The 16,117-nt window shown below is 36.4% G+C and carries 17 protein-coding genes; 11 read left to right on the plus strand and 6 right to left on the minus strand.

The genetic code is table 11. The annotated features are described in order from the left end of the window. Positions 1 to 107: 107 nt before the first annotated feature. Positions 108 to 1,097, minus strand: coding sequence for a fasciclin domain-containing protein (locus DDY94_RS09220; protein ID WP_111683820.1), 990 nt, complete (start codon positions 1,095 to 1,097; stop codon positions 108 to 110). Positions 1,098 to 1,164: 67 nt separating this feature from the next. Here DDY94_RS09220 and DDY94_RS09225 point away from each other — a divergent pair, with 67 nt between their 5' ends. From DDY94_RS09225 to DDY94_RS09255, 7 genes are all read left to right on the plus strand, one after another. Then, on the plus strand, positions 1,165 to 1,875 hold the full coding sequence (locus DDY94_RS09225; RefSeq protein ID WP_111683821.1) for a toxin-antitoxin system YwqK family antitoxin: 711 nt from the start codon (positions 1,165 to 1,167) through the stop codon (positions 1,873 to 1,875). A gap of 100 nt (positions 1,876 to 1,975) precedes the next feature. Then, on the plus strand, positions 1,976 to 3,163 hold the full coding sequence (gene mnmA / locus DDY94_RS09230; RefSeq protein ID WP_111683822.1) for a tRNA 2-thiouridine(34) synthase MnmA: 1,188 nt from the start codon (positions 1,976 to 1,978) through the stop codon (positions 3,161 to 3,163). 272 nt (positions 3,164 to 3,435) lie between these two features. Further along, positions 3,436 to 4,377: an NAD(P)H-dependent flavin oxidoreductase gene (locus tag DDY94_RS09235; protein ID WP_111683823.1), complete on the plus strand. Its 942-nt coding sequence runs from the start codon at positions 3,436 to 3,438 to the stop codon at positions 4,375 to 4,377. 71 nt (positions 4,378 to 4,448) lie between these two features. Beyond that, a complete protein-coding gene (locus DDY94_RS09240) occupies positions 4,449 to 5,819 on the plus strand; it encodes an MATE family efflux transporter (RefSeq protein WP_111683824.1) in 1,371 nt (456 codons plus the stop codon). Between the two features lie 177 nt (positions 5,820 to 5,996). Continuing rightward, positions 5,997 to 6,350 carry a four helix bundle protein gene (locus DDY94_RS09245; RefSeq protein ID WP_111683825.1) on the plus strand — a complete coding sequence of 118 codons (354 nt, stop codon included), beginning with the start codon at positions 5,997 to 5,999 and terminating at the stop codon, positions 6,348 to 6,350. Between the two features lie 171 nt (positions 6,351 to 6,521). Further along, positions 6,522 to 6,749: a hypothetical protein gene (locus tag DDY94_RS09250; protein ID WP_111683826.1), complete on the plus strand. Its 228-nt coding sequence runs from the start codon at positions 6,522 to 6,524 to the stop codon at positions 6,747 to 6,749. Then, complete coding sequence (locus DDY94_RS09255; protein WP_111683827.1) at positions 6,749 to 7,321, plus strand: phosphatase PAP2 family protein; 573 nt, start codon at positions 6,749 to 6,751, stop codon at positions 7,319 to 7,321. Before DDY94_RS09250 ends, DDY94_RS09255 begins: the two co-directional genes overlap by 1 nt. Before the next feature lie 3 nt (positions 7,322 to 7,324). Here the strand turns inward: DDY94_RS09255 and DDY94_RS09260 are convergent, their stop codons facing one another. From DDY94_RS09260 to DDY94_RS09270, 3 genes are read right to left on the minus strand one after another with little or no spacing between them, the layout of a single operon-like run. Further along, a complete protein-coding gene (locus DDY94_RS09260) occupies positions 7,325 to 8,947 on the minus strand; it encodes an ArnT family glycosyltransferase (RefSeq protein WP_111683828.1) in 1,623 nt (540 codons plus the stop codon). Then, positions 8,944 to 9,564 (minus strand): lipid-A-disaccharide synthase N-terminal domain-containing protein, encoded by a 621-nt coding sequence (locus DDY94_RS09265; RefSeq protein ID WP_111683829.1) that lies wholly within the window; start codon positions 9,562 to 9,564, stop codon positions 8,944 to 8,946. The genes DDY94_RS09260 and DDY94_RS09265 overlap by 4 nt, the downstream gene beginning before the upstream one ends. After that, positions 9,561 to 10,277 carry a glycosyltransferase family 2 protein gene (locus DDY94_RS09270; protein WP_111683830.1) on the minus strand — a complete coding sequence of 239 codons (717 nt, stop codon included), beginning with the start codon at positions 10,275 to 10,277 and terminating at the stop codon, positions 9,561 to 9,563. The genes DDY94_RS09265 and DDY94_RS09270 overlap by 4 nt, the downstream gene beginning before the upstream one ends. A 114-nt stretch (positions 10,278 to 10,391) precedes the next feature. On the opposite strand from DDY94_RS09270, the gene DDY94_RS09275 reads away from it, so the two are divergent. Further along, a complete protein-coding gene (locus DDY94_RS09275; protein ID WP_111683831.1) occupies positions 10,392 to 11,333 on the plus strand; it encodes an NAD-dependent epimerase/dehydratase family protein in 942 nt (313 codons plus the stop codon). Positions 11,334 to 11,430: 97 nt separating this feature from the next. On the opposite strand, the gene meaB is transcribed toward DDY94_RS09275, so the two are convergent. Together meaB and DDY94_RS09285 are read right to left on the minus strand one after the other, a co-directional pair. Further along, positions 11,431 to 12,510 carry a methylmalonyl Co-A mutase-associated GTPase MeaB gene (meaB, locus tag DDY94_RS09280; protein WP_111683832.1) on the minus strand — a complete coding sequence of 360 codons (1,080 nt, stop codon included), beginning with the start codon at positions 12,508 to 12,510 and terminating at the stop codon, positions 11,431 to 11,433. Between the two features lie 14 nt (positions 12,511 to 12,524). Next, entirely contained in the window at positions 12,525 to 13,088 is a 564-nt protein-coding gene (locus DDY94_RS09285; RefSeq protein WP_111683833.1) for a DUF2911 domain-containing protein, read from the minus strand. Positions 13,089 to 13,351: 263 nt separating this feature from the next. On the opposite strand from DDY94_RS09285, the gene DDY94_RS09290 reads away from it, so the two are divergent. The 3 genes from DDY94_RS09290 (at position 13,352) to DDY94_RS09300 (ending at position 16,083) form a co-directional block, all read left to right on the plus strand. Next, positions 13,352 to 13,849 (plus strand): RNA polymerase sigma factor, encoded by a 498-nt coding sequence (locus DDY94_RS09290; RefSeq protein WP_232817849.1) that lies wholly within the window; start codon positions 13,352 to 13,354, stop codon positions 13,847 to 13,849. Continuing rightward, positions 13,833 to 14,405, plus strand: coding sequence for a hypothetical protein (locus tag DDY94_RS09295; RefSeq protein ID WP_111683835.1), 573 nt, complete (start codon positions 13,833 to 13,835; stop codon positions 14,403 to 14,405). Before DDY94_RS09290 ends, DDY94_RS09295 begins: the two co-directional genes overlap by 17 nt. 79 nt (positions 14,406 to 14,484) lie before the next feature. Beyond that, positions 14,485 to 16,083 carry a hypothetical protein gene (locus DDY94_RS09300; RefSeq protein WP_111683836.1) on the plus strand — a complete coding sequence of 533 codons (1,599 nt, stop codon included), beginning with the start codon at positions 14,485 to 14,487 and terminating at the stop codon, positions 16,081 to 16,083. Positions 16,084 to 16,117 lie beyond the last annotated feature (34 nt).

Consider the following 16,117-nt stretch of genomic DNA (forward strand, 5'->3'; position numbering starts at 1 on the left):
AACACTAGGTTATTTTAACCAAAAAAAAACCCAAACGAGCGTTTGGGTTTCTTACTAACTAAATCAATCAATATAAAAATGAGGTAATCAGCCTCCACTTTTCTCTTTTATCCTAACGGTACTAGGATCACTTTATCAATAACATGAACTACACCGTTAATTCCTTGTATATCTACTAAGGTTACAACAATATTACTTACACGACCATTTTGGTCAGTTAAAGTAAAGTTACTTGCGTCTGCTGTGATGTCACCACCTATGGTAGTTACAGTTCCACTTGCAAGTTGGTTAGACTGTACATTAGCACCCACTACGTGATATGTTAATACACCATCTACAGTTTCAACTGCAATGTCAGTTAAGGCATTAACTTCTAATTCTGCTAATAAGTCTACGAAAGCATCGTTTGTTGGCGCAAATACTGTGAATGGACCAGCTGTAGCGTCAGAAACTGTATCAATCCATGGTACAGTAGGTGAACCTGTATCTGCATAAGCTAAAGCGTCTACTAATATTGATAATGCATCGTTTGAAGTAGCAAATGTTGCAATCGTTGGTAAATCAATTACAGTATCTACAATATGGATGGTTCCGTTTGTAGCAGTTAAGTTAGGCGTTGTAACTGTAGACTGCCCGTTGAATACTACACCGTTAGTAGTATTAAAATACAAACTTAAATTTTCGTTATTTGGACCTACTGCTCCTGTATTTGTATAACCAGCTCCAAGGTTTACTAAATCCGTAGAAGAAAGGTTTGCTCCAATGATTACATGATTCAATAATATATTTCTTACTAACGCTTCTTCGTCTGCAGTTAGGTTATTTAAATCTAAACCTGTCGCGTTTAATAATGCTGTAAATGCATCGTTATCTGGTGCTAGAACTGTAAAAGGTCCTGTTCCTTCTAAAGTAGTCACTAGATTTGTAGCCTGTAAAGCTGCTGCTAAAGAAGTTAAACCATTAGCTACCGCTACATCCACAACTGTTGTTGTTTGAACTGCTGGTCCGTTGTTGTCGTCATCATCACTACATCCAGTAACACCTAAAACCAATAGAAATACTGTAAGTAATTTGAAAGTTTTTGAAATAATTTTCATTTTTTTGAGTTTTTAAAATTGTTCAACATTGCTACAAACTATTACGTTTGTTTAACAAAAATACGAAATGATTAAACAAAAAGTTTATTTGGTTTTTATTTTTACAATAACTTTAACACTTGTCTCTGCTCAAAAATCCGTTAATCAGTACGATAAAGACGGCAAACGCCACGGTTTATGGACAAAGAACTATTATCAAACCGATCAAAAGCGTTATGAAGGCACTTTTAAACACGGTAAGGAGATCGATACGTTTAAGTATTATACACTATCAGATGGTAAAAGCGTATTAAGTGCAATTAAGGTATTTAATGAGAACGACAGTTTAGCAAAGACAACCTTCTATACTTCAAAAAAGAAGATCATCAGTGAGGGTATGATGAATGGTAAACGCTATATAGGACAATGGACGTATTATCATAAAAATTCGCCTCAGAAAATGATAGTTGAAAATTTTAACGATGATGGAAAGCTTGAAGGGGAACGTGCGGTTTTCTATATTAATGGTAACATAGCAGAAAAAGCAAATTATTTAAATGGCGAATTAAATGGAAAGTCAGAGTGGTTTAGTGAGGATAACCTTATGCTTCGTGAGTCTGTATATAAACAAGGAAAGCTCCAAGGTTTAACCAAAAACTATGATAAAAAAGGATTGATAGCTTCAGAAGGTAACTATAAGGACGACAAAAAAGCGGGCATTTGGAAGTATTATAAAAACGGAAAGATCACCAAAGAAATTGATCATACCAATCAAAAAGTAATTAAAAAATACGAATAGAATAAAGTTATCGACCCCATAGCTTTTACGTATGGCAATCTCGATAAGATTGCCTTTTTTATTTTGTAATTTTGCCAAAGTTTTTCAGACAAATAAACTTATGAAACGCGTAATAGTTGGACTTTCAGGTGGAGTAGATTCAAGCGTCGCAGCCTATCTCTTAAAAGAGCAAGGCTACGAGGTCATAGGTCTGTTTATGAAAAATTGGCACGACGACTCAGTGACTATTTCTGATGAATGTCCATGGCTTGAAGACAGCAATGATGCAATGCTCGTGGCAGAAAAATTAGGTATACCATTTCAAACCGTTGATCTTAGCATACAATATAAAGAGCGTATAGTTGATTATATGTTCAATGAATACGAAAAAGGCCGTACGCCAAATCCAGATGTACTTTGCAATAGAGAAATCAAATTCGATGTCTTCATGGATATTGCCATGGAGTTGGGTGCAGATTACGTAGCAACTGGCCATTATTGTCGTAAAGCAACCATAAAAAAAGATGGCAAGGAGATCCATCAACTTTTATCAGGTGCAGATAATAATAAGGACCAATCTTATTTTTTATGTCAATTATCTCAAGCACAGTTGGCCAAAGCATTATTTCCAATTGGTGAATTGACTAAACCAGAAGTACGCGAAATTGCTAAAGCTCAGGATCTAATAACGGCTGAAAAGAAAGATTCACAAGGATTGTGTTTCATTGGAAAGGTGCGCTTACCAGAGTTTCTTCAACAGCAACTTAAACCAAAAGAAGGTGTTATTGTTGAGGTAGATGATTCCTTAGAAGTATATAACCAATTGCAACCAGAGTTCAATTCCAAAGAAAGTGAATTGGCATATTTGGCCAAGAAACCTGTCTATTCCGTTTCCGATGGAAAAGTAGTAGGTCAACATCAGGGTGCTCATTATTTTACCAAAGGACAGCGTAAAGGTTTAGCCGTTGGTGGTACCAAAGAACCACTTTTCGTTATTGAAACCGACGTTGAAGAAAACGTGATTTACACCGGTCAAGGAAAAAATCATCCAGGATTATTGCGCAATGTCTTGTTTGTTTCCAATGATGAATTGCATTGGGTTAGGGAAGATTTGGCTCTTAATGAAGATGAAACCATGGAAGTCATGGCTAGGATCAGATACCGACAGCCTTTAGAAAAAGCGATGTTGCACAAAGTCAGTTCCGGACTTTATGTAGAGTTTGAAAATAAACAATCAGCCATCACCGAAGGTCAATTCGTAGCTTGGTACCATAATGATGAATTATTAGGTTCTGGTGTCATAGCTTAGTATTTTTTCTCTTTGACGAACAACCGAGACCTAAGAAGATTTTGCGTAAAAAATAAATTGAAGCGAAGGACTGAACAAAAATCCTCAAATTGTGTTATCTCAATTTAAAGCATGAAATTTTCAGCTTTAGAAAGTATAATCTTCATTTTTAAATACTTTATTTTTGTGCTGGAGCGAAAGAAATTTTTAGCAAAATATTCTTAAGTCTTGATTTTTTTGTTTCGTTTTTTGATCAAGCAAAAAATGAAATTGTTAATATTTACTTTTTATAGATGAAAAATCGAATAACTAATTTATTCAATATAAAATACCCTATCATTCAAGCAGGAATGATCTGGAATAGCGGTTGGCGTTTAGCTTCAGCTGCGAGTAACTCAGGAATATTAGGTTTAATTGGCGCAGGTTCTATGTATCCCGAAGTTTTACGAGAACATATTCAGAAATGTAAAGCCGCTACCGATAAGCCCTTTGGTGTGAATGTACCAATGTTATATCCCAATATTGAAGAGATCATGGATATTATTGTTGAAGAAGGCGTAAAGATCGTTTTTACTTCTGCAGGAAACCCTAAAACCTGGACCAACTGGCTTCAGGAGAGAGGTATCACGGTCGTACATGTGGTGAGCAGTGTGAAATTTGCGCTTAAAGCGCAAGCCGCAGGAGTTGATGCTGTTGTGGCTGAAGGTTTTGAAGCTGGTGGTCATAATGGTAGAGATGAAACCACGACGCTTACTCTTATCCCAATGGTTAAAGAACAATTGGAGATTCCATTAATTGCTGCAGGAGGTATTGCTACAGGTAGAGCTATGCTGGCATGTATGGTTCTGGGTGCAGATGGTGTTCAAGTGGGTAGCCGTTTCGTCGCAAGTGAAGAATCGTCAGCACATGAAGATTTTAAACAGGTAGTTGTTGATGCCAAAGAGGGCGACACACAATTAACATTGAAAGAATTAGCACCTGTTCGATTAATAAAGAACAAATTTTATAATGAAGTGCAAGAACTCTATAGAAAAGGACCGTCAATAGAAGAGTTGAAAACTTTATTAGGGAGAGCGAGAGCAAAACGCGGTATGTTTGAAGGTGATTTAGACGACGGCGAACTAGAGATCGGACAAATATCAGGTTTAATCCACAATATAAAACCAGTCGCTGAGATCGTCAATGATATGATTTCTGAGTTTGAAGAGGCGAAGAACAATGTAACTTCGTTATAAGTCAAATTTCAATAAATTAATTTCTAAATCCACTTTTCGTAAAACAAAAACCTAAGCACTACCTTCGCAGCATGGTTTTAAGCGACTACACCAAAGAATTTAAGTACAACCTTAAATTGGCATCGCCAGTCATGTTGGGCATGCTCGGTCATACCTTTGTGAGCTTTGTCGACAACGTTATGGTGGGTCAACTGGGTGCAGCAGAATTGGCGGCTGTTTCTCTCGGAAACAGTTTTATCTTTATAGCCATGTCTTTAGGTATTGGTTTTTCAACAGCCATTACACCATTGGTTGCTGAAGCCGATTCTGAGCAAAATTTCACGAAAGGAAAATCGGTCTTTAAGCATGGTTTCTTTCTTTGTACAGTCCTTGGGATCATACTATTTTTAATGACACTTTTGGCGAAACCCCTAATGTATATAATGGACCAACCTGAAGAAGTAGTAGTCTTGGCCATTCCTTATTTAGATTTAGTGGCATTTTCGCTTGTACCATTAATTATTTTTCAGGCATTCAAGCAATTTAGTGATGGTTTATCATTAACCAAATACCCAATGTTCGCTACAATTATTGCTAATATCCTAAACGTAGCCATTAATTATGTACTCATTTTTGGAAAATTTGGTTTCCCTCAAATGGGTATTGTTGGTGCGGCGGTGGGTACTTTAGTTTCGCGCTTCGTGATGCTCTTTTTCCTGTGGTGGTTATTAGCTAAACGTCATAAATCTAGGGCCTACGTAACTAATATTAAGTTTTTCAAACTCAGTAAACAACCTTTAAAGAAATTGAGCAATTTAGGTTTACCTAGTGCTATGCAAATGTTTTTTGAAGTTGCCATTTTCACCGCTGCTATTTGGCTTAGCGGTTTATTGGGTAAAAATGCGCAAGCTGCAAATCAAATTGCATTGAATTTATCATCGATGACCTTTATGGTGGCTATGGGATTAAGTGTAGCAGCCATGGTACGAGTCGGAAATCAGAAAGGTTTGAAAGATTACAAAAACTTAAAACGGATTGCTGAATCCATATTTTTAGTTGGTTTTATGTTTGCTGTTTTATTCGCGATAATTTTTGTGGTATTTCATAAAGCATTACCAGATCTCTATGTTGATTTAGACGATCCGACAAATGCTATGGATACGTTTGAGGTGGTAAAGATTGCTTCGACGTTGCTTTTAGCGGCAGCAGTATTTCAAATTAGTGATAGTCTTCAGGTCATTGCACTCGGTGCATTGAGAGGTCTGCAAGATGTAAAAATTCCAACGATAATCACCTTCATATCCTATTGGATTATTGGATTCCCAGTTAGTTATTTTATGGGTAAAGAAGAGGCGTATGGAAGTTTGGGTATTTGGATAGGACTTTTAGCCGGATTAAGTGCCGCGGCAATTTTATTGTATATTCGGTTTAATTATCTCACCAAACGATTAGTTTCCAAATAGGATTAGAGTTTTAAGTATTTAGAGTTATAAGTATTTAGAGTTACAAGTATTTGAAGTTATAAGTATTTAGAGTTAAAAGTGCCTAAAGTTTTATTTATTTAGATTTATAAGTATTTGACGTGAAGGGGGTTCATATTTGGGAACGTGATTTGAATAAATTTTCATTTAATAATTAAAATGACCAATAAGGAATTTGCCAAGCAATTGGAGAATAGAACACTTCAATTTGCAATCGATATCATAGAATTATCAACTCAATTACCAAATACAACTGAAGCACAGGTTATTAAAAATCAACTTTCGAAATCAGGCACAAGTATTGGTGCTAATTACAGAGAAGCAAATCGGTCTAGAAGCACGAGAGACTTTAAGAATAAAATTCAAATAAGTCTAGCTGAAGCAAGTGAAACGGATTATTGGCTAAATATGATTGAAGAATTGAATTGGAAAGATCTGCCAAAACTGAAGAGCCTAAGGCAAGAAGCTAAAGAACTACTTGCAATTTTCACATCAATAACTAACAAACTGTAGAAACTGCAAGTTCTAATGACATTTTATTATTTTTGTGACCAATATAAGTACTTTAAACACTTATAACTTTAGACACTTTAAATACTAATAACTTTAGACACTTTAGACACTTTAGACACTTTAGACACTTTAGACACTTTAGACACTTTAGACACTTAAGACCCATAACCAATGACTCTGCCAAAATTCATACTCGGAGATAACACAGATTATCCTGATGCGATCTTCATCATTCATACAGAATTCCCTAGATTTATCATCAATCTCGAAAATGACGAGGTGGAGTGGTTTGAGGAATTCGACCAGCACGATCAAAAAGAATTAGAAACTGAAACTGAAAATTATATCCGACTAGCTACAGAATTCTACGATAGAGAAGTAGCACGTTATGATGACTAATGCTAGATAAGCTCTTAGATTTAGATACCGAACTATTTGTATACCTCAATGGACTTGGTTCAACAACGTGGGACTGGCTTTGGCTAACCATAACGAATAAGTTGACCTTTGTACCGCTGTATGCATTACTACTGTTTTTAATCTATAGAAAATTCGGTTGGAAAGCATTACTACTCATAATGCTAACCATCACCTTAATGATCTTATTTACCGATCAAACAACCAACCTGGTGAAGCGTTCTGTTTTGCGATTTAGACCCTGCGCTTGCGATGACATAAAAGACACTATTCGGTTTATTGCCGACCGTTGTAGTACCAATAGAAGCTTCTTTTCTGGTCATGCTTCCAACTCCATGGCTGCGGCAGTCTTCGGTGGTTTGGTGCTTCGACCGTATTTCAAAAATCTAATTTTTATACTTTTATTTTGGGCGTTTTTAGTAGCCTACAGTCGTATTTATGTAGGTGTTCATTTTCCAGTTGATATTTTTTGTGGAATGATCTTCGGCGCTTTAGCAGGCTTTGGTTTTTACAAGTTGAATAAGTACTTGTTAAAGCGATATATAAAGCCCTAGATTTTACTTTTTCCTAGATAATCGATACAACTTATTAACTAACCTTGAGCGATGGGATCTTGTCCCTTTTTCAGCAGTATTTAGGTCGTAGGTTGCTAAATAAACAATATGATAAAATCGTGATAATGTTTCAATTTCTTCAGGGTTTTCAGTACCAGTAAGAAGGTTAAATTCTTCTTCCTTCGGAATGAAAATGCCTTTAGGTGTTTTTATTTTCTGAATTTTATCACCATAATTGTAAATCGCCTCAGGAGAGACATCGCTCCAACTATATAAAGGCATATAAGTGTTTTGCAATTCGGAAACAGGTTTGTAATCATCTTGTAAAGTCAACTTAGCTAAAGGAAGACCCACCGCACCTAAACTCATCATAAAGGCGATGCATAAATAGAATACTACTTTAATATTTTTTCGTTTCAAGTACCAAAGCATGGCAATACCAATGACAACCAAAATAATTTGTATAAGTATAAAATTGATCAATACTAAGCGGTCATCAAAGGGTGCCAGTTTAAATCCTATAATTCCAAAAAGAAGAGCTACTACTGCGATTATTCCAAATTGAACATATACAGGAAATACTTCACGCTTATCCTTCATGTTTTTGAATTCACGGATCAAATAGTCGATATAAAAACCAATATTGAAAGCTAAAGGAATTAATACTGGCATGAGGTACCTTGATTTCTTTTCAGGAATAACAGAAAGTAAAACCACAGCGATGATCGTCCAGAAGAAACTAAATCGATAGGCCTTTAGATTCGAAACTCTCGATTTCATGTAAGGATAAATCAAGCTAACAAAAGCTACTATAGTCCAAATGCCACTTTGAACAAAGAAACTCCAGTAATAATAAAACGGTCGCACATTATAGCTACTCCAGTTTGAGGTTTCTTTTGAAGCGATCGAAGCAAAGGTTTCCGGATCGGCGATTCGCACATGAAAATACCACCAACCTCCTAAAACAATTCCAAAAATCAACAGACTTATTAATTTCAAAACGTGAAGCAGGTTGCCTTTCAGTTTAAAAGCAATTGCATATGCAATAACAAAAGATAAAAACAGAACATAAAGTGAAACCGGGCCTTTAGATAGCACTGAACCAGCTAAAAAAAGAACAAATAGAAGACTATGGATGATACTTGTTTTTTGCTGCTTGAACATTATATAAAGTTGATATAATGCCATTAGCATAAATCCGTGCGTGTAAATATCCCAGGGAGCTTCAATAATAATTCCAATTACATAAAATGAACTTATAACAATAAATCCATTGATAATGCTATGAGATTTAGGGAGCTCCATTCGTTTTGAAAGGAAAAAAGTAGTTACACCAATACTTGCTAAAAAAAGAAGTGCTGGCCATCTTAAGGCAAGTACTGATTTAATTCCGAAGAGCATACCAAAAAATGCTGTGATCCAAGTTGGTAGTGGAGGTTTTTGATAGCGCGCTTCACCATTCATGGTGGTCAAGATCCAGTTGTCGTCCGTAAGCATTTCACGTGCGGAAATAAAATTACGCGCTTCCATAATAGTCACAGGAATAGCGTCAATGGTAAAACCTAGCATTATTATAACGAAAAGTACAAGACTTAAGATCGGGTATTTTTCGATTAGTTTTATCATTTGCTCTGACGTATTAAATAGGCATTTCTGGCATAAATTATTAGGCCAAATAAATGACCAACAAACAGAACGGGATCTTCCCTAATTATGGCGTAGGTCAAAATTAAGGCGGCGCCTATTAAACTAAGCACCCAAAACCCCATGGGTAAGGTAGATTCCTTATGACGTTCCGAATGTATCCATTGATATACAAATCTAAGTGTAAAAATTATTTGTGCAACCACACCAAGAATCAATAACCACATTGGGATGGCTTCATTCTTGAATAATAGTTCCATATCGATCTTGTTATTATTGTAGTAAAAGATAACGATCAATACAGGTGCAATGAACAATAATACTTGAACAAGCTTTGGAAATTTTTGCCATTTTCCTTGTAGTTGCAAGTTTCTAATGTATATGAAATAGGTCAAACTTTGCCCAAGCATTATGGCAAAATCGAGACGAAGATATCCGTAAATAAAGAGTAAAAAGGACGCAATAAGGCTGAGTGTCCAAAAAATACTTGGTGTAATAACCTTACGTTGTTTTTCAGAAGTGATCCACTGAATGATAAGGCGTCCAGAGAATAAGATCTGAGCAATAAAACCTATGCTGTAAATTAACCAATCTTTCATTTACTGCTTTTAGCAACATCGTAGTTAATGTACTTTTTCTTCATCCAAAGATAAGCGAAGCAATCCATCAACGGACCTAAAAGTCGATTCCAAAGTCCGAATTTAGCCGTACCTGCAATTCTTGGGAAATGACGCACAGGAATTTGTGTAACGCGTCCATTTTGTAGCATGATCATTGCTGGCAGAAAACGGTGTAAACCTCTAAACATAGGAATACGTTTTGCATAATCAGCTCTTATGATTTTTAGTGGGCAACCCGTATCATCCATACCATCTTTGGTAAAAGCACGTCTAATGCCATTCGCAATTTTCGAAGACATATTTTTTACAAACGAATCTTTGCGGTCAGCACGCACACCTGTAACTAACTCAAAATTATCAATATGTTCAAGAAGTTTATTAAAATCCTCAGGAGCCGTTTGTAGGTCAGCATCGATATAACCAACCAATTCGGTGTCAGCATGATCAAAGCCTGCTTTAATAGCAGCACTTAGACCTCGATTTTCCTTGAAAAGCACAAATTCGAAAGCCTCGTTTCGATCACAAATGGCTTCTATTAGTGCCTGACTACCATCACTCGAACCATCATTAACAAACAGAATTGACGCAGGTACCGTGGCTATTTTGAGATAGCTGGATAATTCAGTTTCAACGCGTTCAAGATTATCCTCTTCATTATAAACGGGAACAATGATGGTTAACTTGTATTTCATGCTGTTTATAGAATTTCTGGCACAAAAGTATGCTTTTTTAGTATTACAGCGATGCATATTGCTTTAAACCTAAAAATGACGTTAATTTGCCTTAAATCGTTTATAAACTTAACCATGAATATTTTAGTAACCGGAATAGCGGGTTTTATTGGTTCACACACGGCCGAGCGATTATTAAGTTTGGGTCATAATGTGGTAGGTGTCGATAACTTTTGTGACTACTACAGTTTAGAGCTTAAGCAAATGAATGCAAGAGCTGTGGAAGACAAAGGTGCACAAATCATTAAAATGGATTTAAGGCATCCTGAAGATTACAAGCTATTATCTACGGATTTTCATTATATATTTCACTTTGCGGCACAGCCTGGTATCTCTCAAACATCAACGTTTGAAGATTACTTTACCAACAACATTATCGCCACTAAATATCTTATTGATTTTGCATTGAAGTGTAAAGATCTTAAGCTATTTGTGAATATTGGAACATCGTCTATTTATGGATTGGAAGCTACCTTTCCTGAAGACGTTATGGCCAAGCCAGCTTCGCACTATGGTGTTACTAAATTAGCAGCAGAGCAATTGGTACTTCAGAAAAGTCGAGAATTACAAATGCAATCTTGTAGTTTGAGGTTGTATTCTGTGATTGGTCCACGCGAGCGTCCAGAGAAAATGTATACTAAATTGATTGATCTTGGCCTTAAAGACGAGGCATTCCCACTTTATGAAGGTAGCGATAAGCACTTAAGAAGTTTTACTTATGTTGGTGATATTGTCGACGGAATTGTTAGTGTGATAGGCAATGAAGAGAAGGTTGATGGTGAAATTTTTAATCTCGGAACAGAAGTAGAGCATACTACTCAAGATGGAATTGACGCTGTTGCTGAAGTTCTAGGTAAGGAGATTAAGATTGATATTCAGCCTAAACGCGCTGGTGACCAATTGCGTACTAAGGCAAATATTGATAAGGCCAGACGACTGTTAAATTACGATCCAAAAACTACACTAATTGAAAGTGTACGTTCTCAGGTAGAATGGTTTAAAGCGAATTGTATATAGTACAATTGTCATTAGGAATGACGTGTAGATTCAACCGTGTTTGGTTAGACACGAATCGCTCGAAAAATCACGAAGGCCTTGTCCTTCAAAACACCTCTTACAACGACAATAAATACTCTGCAGCAGCAAATGGCGTTGTTTTGCCGGCTTCTACTAATTCAATTTGATTTTTTAATTCGGATTTGATTTTGTCCGACTTATAGAAATCAGACTTTAGCCGTTCTTCAATGGTTTGAAGTAGCCAGAACATATTCTGATTGTTGCGATTATTTTGAAAATACTTTGTTGTACTCGTAGTTTTCAAATAGTCCTGAATGAGTTCCCAAACGTCTGAAATACCTTCCTGCTTTAAAGCACTGCACAGAGATACTTTAGGTGACCAGCCAGAATCTTTTTCGGGATAGAGATGCAAAGCTCTATTAAATTCAACCTTTGCAGATTTCGCGGCTTTTAAATTATCACCGTCAGCCTTATTGATCACTATAGCATCTGCCATTTCAATAATACCGCGTTTAATACCTTGTAGTTCGTCTCCAGCTCCGGCCAATTTCAAAAGTAAAAAGAAATCAACCATACTATGAACGGCAGTTTCGCTCTGACCTACACCAACGGTTTCAATAATAATTGTATCGAAACCAGCAGCCTCGCAAAGAATTATAGTCTCTCTCGTTTTTCTGGCAACACCTCCAAGTGATTCACCAGAAGGTGATGGTCTTATAAACGCATTTTTGTCCTTAACAAGATCTTCCATTCTTGTTTTATCGCCGAGAATACTGCCCTTACTCAGTGTACTACTTGGGTCTACAGCTAGCACAGCTACTTTTTTTCCAATTCCCGTAAGATAACTCCCAAAGGCTTCAATAAAAGTGCTTTTGCCAACACCAGGAACACCAGTAATACCAATTCGAACGGATTTGTTCGCATGGGGTAGGCAGGCGGTAATTATGTCATGTGCTTTTGCTGTATGCTTCTGATTGGTACTTTCAACTAAGGTGATGGCTCTACTGAGATCTGTAATGTTTCCAGAGGTAATGCCTTTAACTAGATCTTTTGTTGAAGGTTGTTTTTTTCGTTTCGCCTTAATCGATTCGGCAGAGTCTGAACTTAAGGATTCAGGCGGACTAATACCTTCCTGTTCTTGCAAAGCAGATTTATATGGTTTATTTGTTTTTGCCACTTCGCCTTATAGAATTAGGGTTTAAATGGGTAAGTCTGCATCGGAATTTCGATCAAAGTTTGATCCCAAGCCATAGTTAGTTTAAGATTTCCTGTTTTATTATCGAAGGCAATAGTAAACTTTTCAACGGTTTCCTCTAGCTCTTGCTTATTGACCTCTAATTGAATGGCATCATAATTGGGATCCCACATTGGTTCCATTTTTTCGTTCACGCCCCATTCGTACTGTTTAGTGTTAAACATTACTTTCCAGGCATTCTCCATAGGAACGGTCCAAAGTGTGTACTTTCCTTTCTTCAGAATCATACCATCGATCATAAGAGCTTTATTAGTTTCGAATGTAGTTGCCTCGTTCGCTCCAGTTCTCCAAACTTGATTATAAGGTACGAGAGCTCCAAATATGTCACGATCGCGCTTTGAAGGTCGATTGTATTCTACTTCTAATTTTAAATCGTTCAACGTGATTTTTGCTGAATCTTTCGGACTAAGTCGCGGGGAGAAAATATTTTCAACAAATACAGAATAAACAAATAATCCTATCGCAACGATAGTAAGTAGAATGAGTAAGCGCTTTAGCATAATTCTTAATCTTAAGCAGTTCTAATGAGCGAATTTAGTTTAAATTTTAAAGATAACTCAAATCATTAAATTTATAGGATAGAACGCTCAATTTTAAAGAAATCTTATAAAATTTAAATTTTTTGCAACACTTAAATTTTTGTGTCGTCTTTAGAGTGAATTTAATCTTGAATTTCAAGTAAATCAACCAAAACCAATTAATCATTAGCACGTTTCAAATTCATATAGTTGAAAGATGCAAACAAAATGATCGGCAAGCGCAGATGCAATTGTACAATCAGTATTGCGATGGTATGCTCATTGTGGCACTCCGATTTGTAAAGGATACTATGGAAGCCGAAGATATTGTTCAGGAAGCTTTTATAAAGGCCTTTTCAAAATTAGATCAATACAGAGCCGAAGTGAGTTTCGGAGCGTGGTTAAAACGTATAGTCGTTAATAGATGCATTGATGTATTAAAAGCAAAACGTCAACGATTAATTGAATTAGAAGAGCATCATCTAAATGTAGTTGATGGCGATGAGCAGAGCGAATGGTTGGTAGATGATGAAATAACAATAGAAGATGTAAAAGCAGCAATTGAACAGCTGCCCGAAAAGTATAAATATGTTGTGATGCTTTATTTGGTGGAAGGTTACGACCATCAGGAGATTTCCGAAATACTTAAAATTTCTGAAGTCGCTTCAAGAACACAGTTGTCGAGAGGAAAACAAAAATTGCAAGCAACATTAAAAACAAAGAAAAATGGCACAAGATCTTAGAAATTTATTTGAAAAGGATTTAAAAGTACAGAGCGCAAAGATGTCTGAAGGTCATGAAGCAAGATTTTTAGACAAACTCGATAAGGAATTACCTGTGAAGAAATCGTCAAATCGATTTGTGTTTTTCAGAATTGCAGCGAGTGTGGTAGTACTATTGGGAGTGAGTTTCGGTGCATATAAATATTTTGATGGACCTACAACAGATATTGATCCCAATAACAACGTGGTAGAAACTCCTGAAATTAAAACCATGGGCGCGTTTTCTCCAGAATTGAAAAAGGTAGAAGACTATTATCTAGCTAGCATCAATTTAGAGTTATCTAAAGTTGAATTAACTCCAGAAAATAAGGATTTAGTAGACGGTTACATTCAAAGGTTGAAAGAATTAAATGACGAATACGATAAGCTTACCATTGAGCTTAATGAAGATGGACCAAACGGAATTACACTAGACGCCTTAATCAACAATCTAAAATTGCGATTAAACCTTGTAACCCGTTTGAAAGATAAACTCGAGGAATTCAATAGCGATTCCTTCGTAGAAGAAAGTGCATAAATAAACCAATAATAATCATTTCATCCAGGCTTTGGCAATGGTGAAAAAATCAAAAATCGAACAGTTAAATTAAAACATCATGAACACAATTAGAATTTTAGTTTTGTGCCTCTTAACCACCTTTGGTTATGCACAAAAGAAGTTGAGTAAAACATCACAATCTATAAAGGTCAATAAAGACGTTATTGTAGATTTAAATACAAGTTATGCCGAAATTGAAATCAGCACGTGGAATAGAGACATTGTTGAGGTTGAAGCTTATATAGAAAGTGATAAACTCTCTGAAGAAGAATTACAACGCGCTTTAGAAGCTTGGAATCTAAAAGTAGAAGGTGCTAACGACCGCGTTAGTATTTCGTCTAGAGGCGGAAGAGCAATTAGTCTTTATGGCGATGGAGATTATGCATCGATCTTACGCGATCTCGAGTTTGAACTTGCAGATCTGCCAGAAATTCCTGAAATGCCAGAGATGCCTGAAATGCCAGAAATGGCGAGGTTTCCGAAAATGCCAGAAATGCCAGAAATGCCTGCGTTTCCTGAACTTCCTGAACTTCCAGAAGGCATTAGAACAATAAACTTTGACTATGACAGATATCAAAAAGAAGGTGAAAAATACCTTTCTGAATGGAGTAAGCGCTACGAAAAAGAAGGCGGTAAAGAACTTCAGAAAAGTATGGAAGAATGGGCAAGAAAGTTTGCAGAGTCTGGCTACCAAGAAAAGATGGAAAAATGGGGAGAAGAATATGGAAAGCGCTTTGAAGGCAAATGGGCCAAAGAAATGGAAGAGTGGGGAGAAAAGTTTGGTGAAGAATATGCTAAAGATTTCGAAAAGTGGGGCGAAGAATTCGGTGAGAAGTTCGGAAAAGAATGGGCTGAAAAAATGGAAGCTTGGGGTGAACGCTTTGAAAGACAAATGGAACGTCAGACTGCTCGTATTGAAAGGCAAGCTGAGCGCCAAGCCAAATTGGCTGAACGTCATGCTGAACGCGCAAGTGCAATGGCCGATCGCGAGCGTGAAATGTCTGAGAGACGTGGTGAAATGAGAGAGCGTAGAGAAGCCATGTTAGCAAGACAACTAGAATCGGTTGGAAATAACAGCAAGGTGAAAAAAATCATCAAAATTAAGATTCCTAAAAAAGCAAAACTCAAAACGAACATAAGACATGGTGAGTTGAAATTATCTTCGGTAATTTATAACCTAAGAGGTGATATTTCACATGCCTTTTTAGTAGCTGATAACATTGATGGAAGTGATACTTCCATCAATGTATCTTATTCGCCAGTGGTTATTAATACTTGGAATTTAGGTACTTTGAATTTGAATTACGTGGACCAGGCACAAATTAGAAATGCCAATAATTTAGTGTTGAATTCAAAGTCTTCTAATATCACTGTTGAAACCTTAACCGACACTGGAATTATCGACGGAAGTTTTGGAGATCTTACTATTTCGAACCTATCAGAAACTTTCAAAAATTTGAATCTGATACTAGAAAATAGTGACGCATTGATCAATTTGCCACAAGGTGTAAATTATAACATGTATTTTAAAGGAGATCGCTCTAAATTCAATAATAAGGCCACAGCACAGAAAACGATTAGAAACTATCCTGATGGACAAAGTTCAGACAAGAACATTATGGTAAATGCAAAATATAGCAGTGTTGTTATGAATTAAAACTACCTTGTTTGATTGCAGATGATCTGCGGAT

The sequence above is a fragment of the Winogradskyella tangerina genome (genome assembly GCF_003260205.1).
Taxonomy (GTDB): domain Bacteria; phylum Bacteroidota; class Bacteroidia; order Flavobacteriales; family Flavobacteriaceae; genus Winogradskyella; species Winogradskyella tangerina.

What these genes read in the sequence shown, in the direction of transcription:
- DDY94_RS09225 (WP_111683821.1), top strand. Translation starts at nt 1,165, where the DNA reads ATGATTAAACAAAAAGTTTATTTGGTTTTTATTTTTACAATAACTTTA.
- DDY94_RS09295 (WP_111683835.1), top strand. Translation starts at nt 13,833, where the DNA reads ATGGCACAAGATCTTAGAAATTTATTTGAAAAGGATTTAAAAGTACAG.
- DDY94_RS09300 (WP_111683836.1), top strand. Translation starts at nt 14,485, where the DNA reads ATGAACACAATTAGAATTTTAGTTTTGTGCCTCTTAACCACCTTTGGT.
- DDY94_RS09270 (WP_111683830.1), bottom strand. Translation starts at nt 10,277, where the DNA reads ATGAAATACAAGTTAACCATCATTGTTCCCGTTTATAATGAAGAGGAT.
- DDY94_RS09285 (WP_111683833.1), bottom strand. Translation starts at nt 13,088, where the DNA reads ATGCTAAAGCGCTTACTCATTCTACTTACTATCGTTGCGATAGGATTA.
- DDY94_RS09275 (WP_111683831.1), top strand. Translation starts at nt 10,392, where the DNA reads ATGAATATTTTAGTAACCGGAATAGCGGGTTTTATTGGTTCACACACG.
- DDY94_RS09290 (WP_232817849.1), top strand. Translation starts at nt 13,352, where the DNA reads ATGCAATTGTACAATCAGTATTGCGATGGTATGCTCATTGTGGCACTC.
- mnmA (WP_111683822.1), top strand. Translation starts at nt 1,976, where the DNA reads ATGAAACGCGTAATAGTTGGACTTTCAGGTGGAGTAGATTCAAGCGTC.
- DDY94_RS09250 (WP_111683826.1), top strand. Translation starts at nt 6,522, where the DNA reads ATGACTCTGCCAAAATTCATACTCGGAGATAACACAGATTATCCTGAT.
- DDY94_RS09255 (WP_111683827.1), top strand. Translation starts at nt 6,749, where the DNA reads ATGCTAGATAAGCTCTTAGATTTAGATACCGAACTATTTGTATACCTC.
- DDY94_RS09240 (WP_111683824.1), top strand. Translation starts at nt 4,449, where the DNA reads ATGGTTTTAAGCGACTACACCAAAGAATTTAAGTACAACCTTAAATTG.
- DDY94_RS09245 (WP_111683825.1), top strand. Translation starts at nt 5,997, where the DNA reads ATGACCAATAAGGAATTTGCCAAGCAATTGGAGAATAGAACACTTCAA.
- DDY94_RS09235 (WP_111683823.1), top strand. Translation starts at nt 3,436, where the DNA reads ATGAAAAATCGAATAACTAATTTATTCAATATAAAATACCCTATCATT.
- DDY94_RS09265 (WP_111683829.1), bottom strand. Translation starts at nt 9,564, where the DNA reads ATGAAAGATTGGTTAATTTACAGCATAGGTTTTATTGCTCAGATCTTA.
- DDY94_RS09260 (WP_111683828.1), bottom strand. Translation starts at nt 8,947, where the DNA reads ATGATAAAACTAATCGAAAAATACCCGATCTTAAGTCTTGTACTTTTC.
- DDY94_RS09220 (WP_111683820.1), bottom strand. Translation starts at nt 1,097, where the DNA reads ATGAAAATTATTTCAAAAACTTTCAAATTACTTACAGTATTTCTATTG.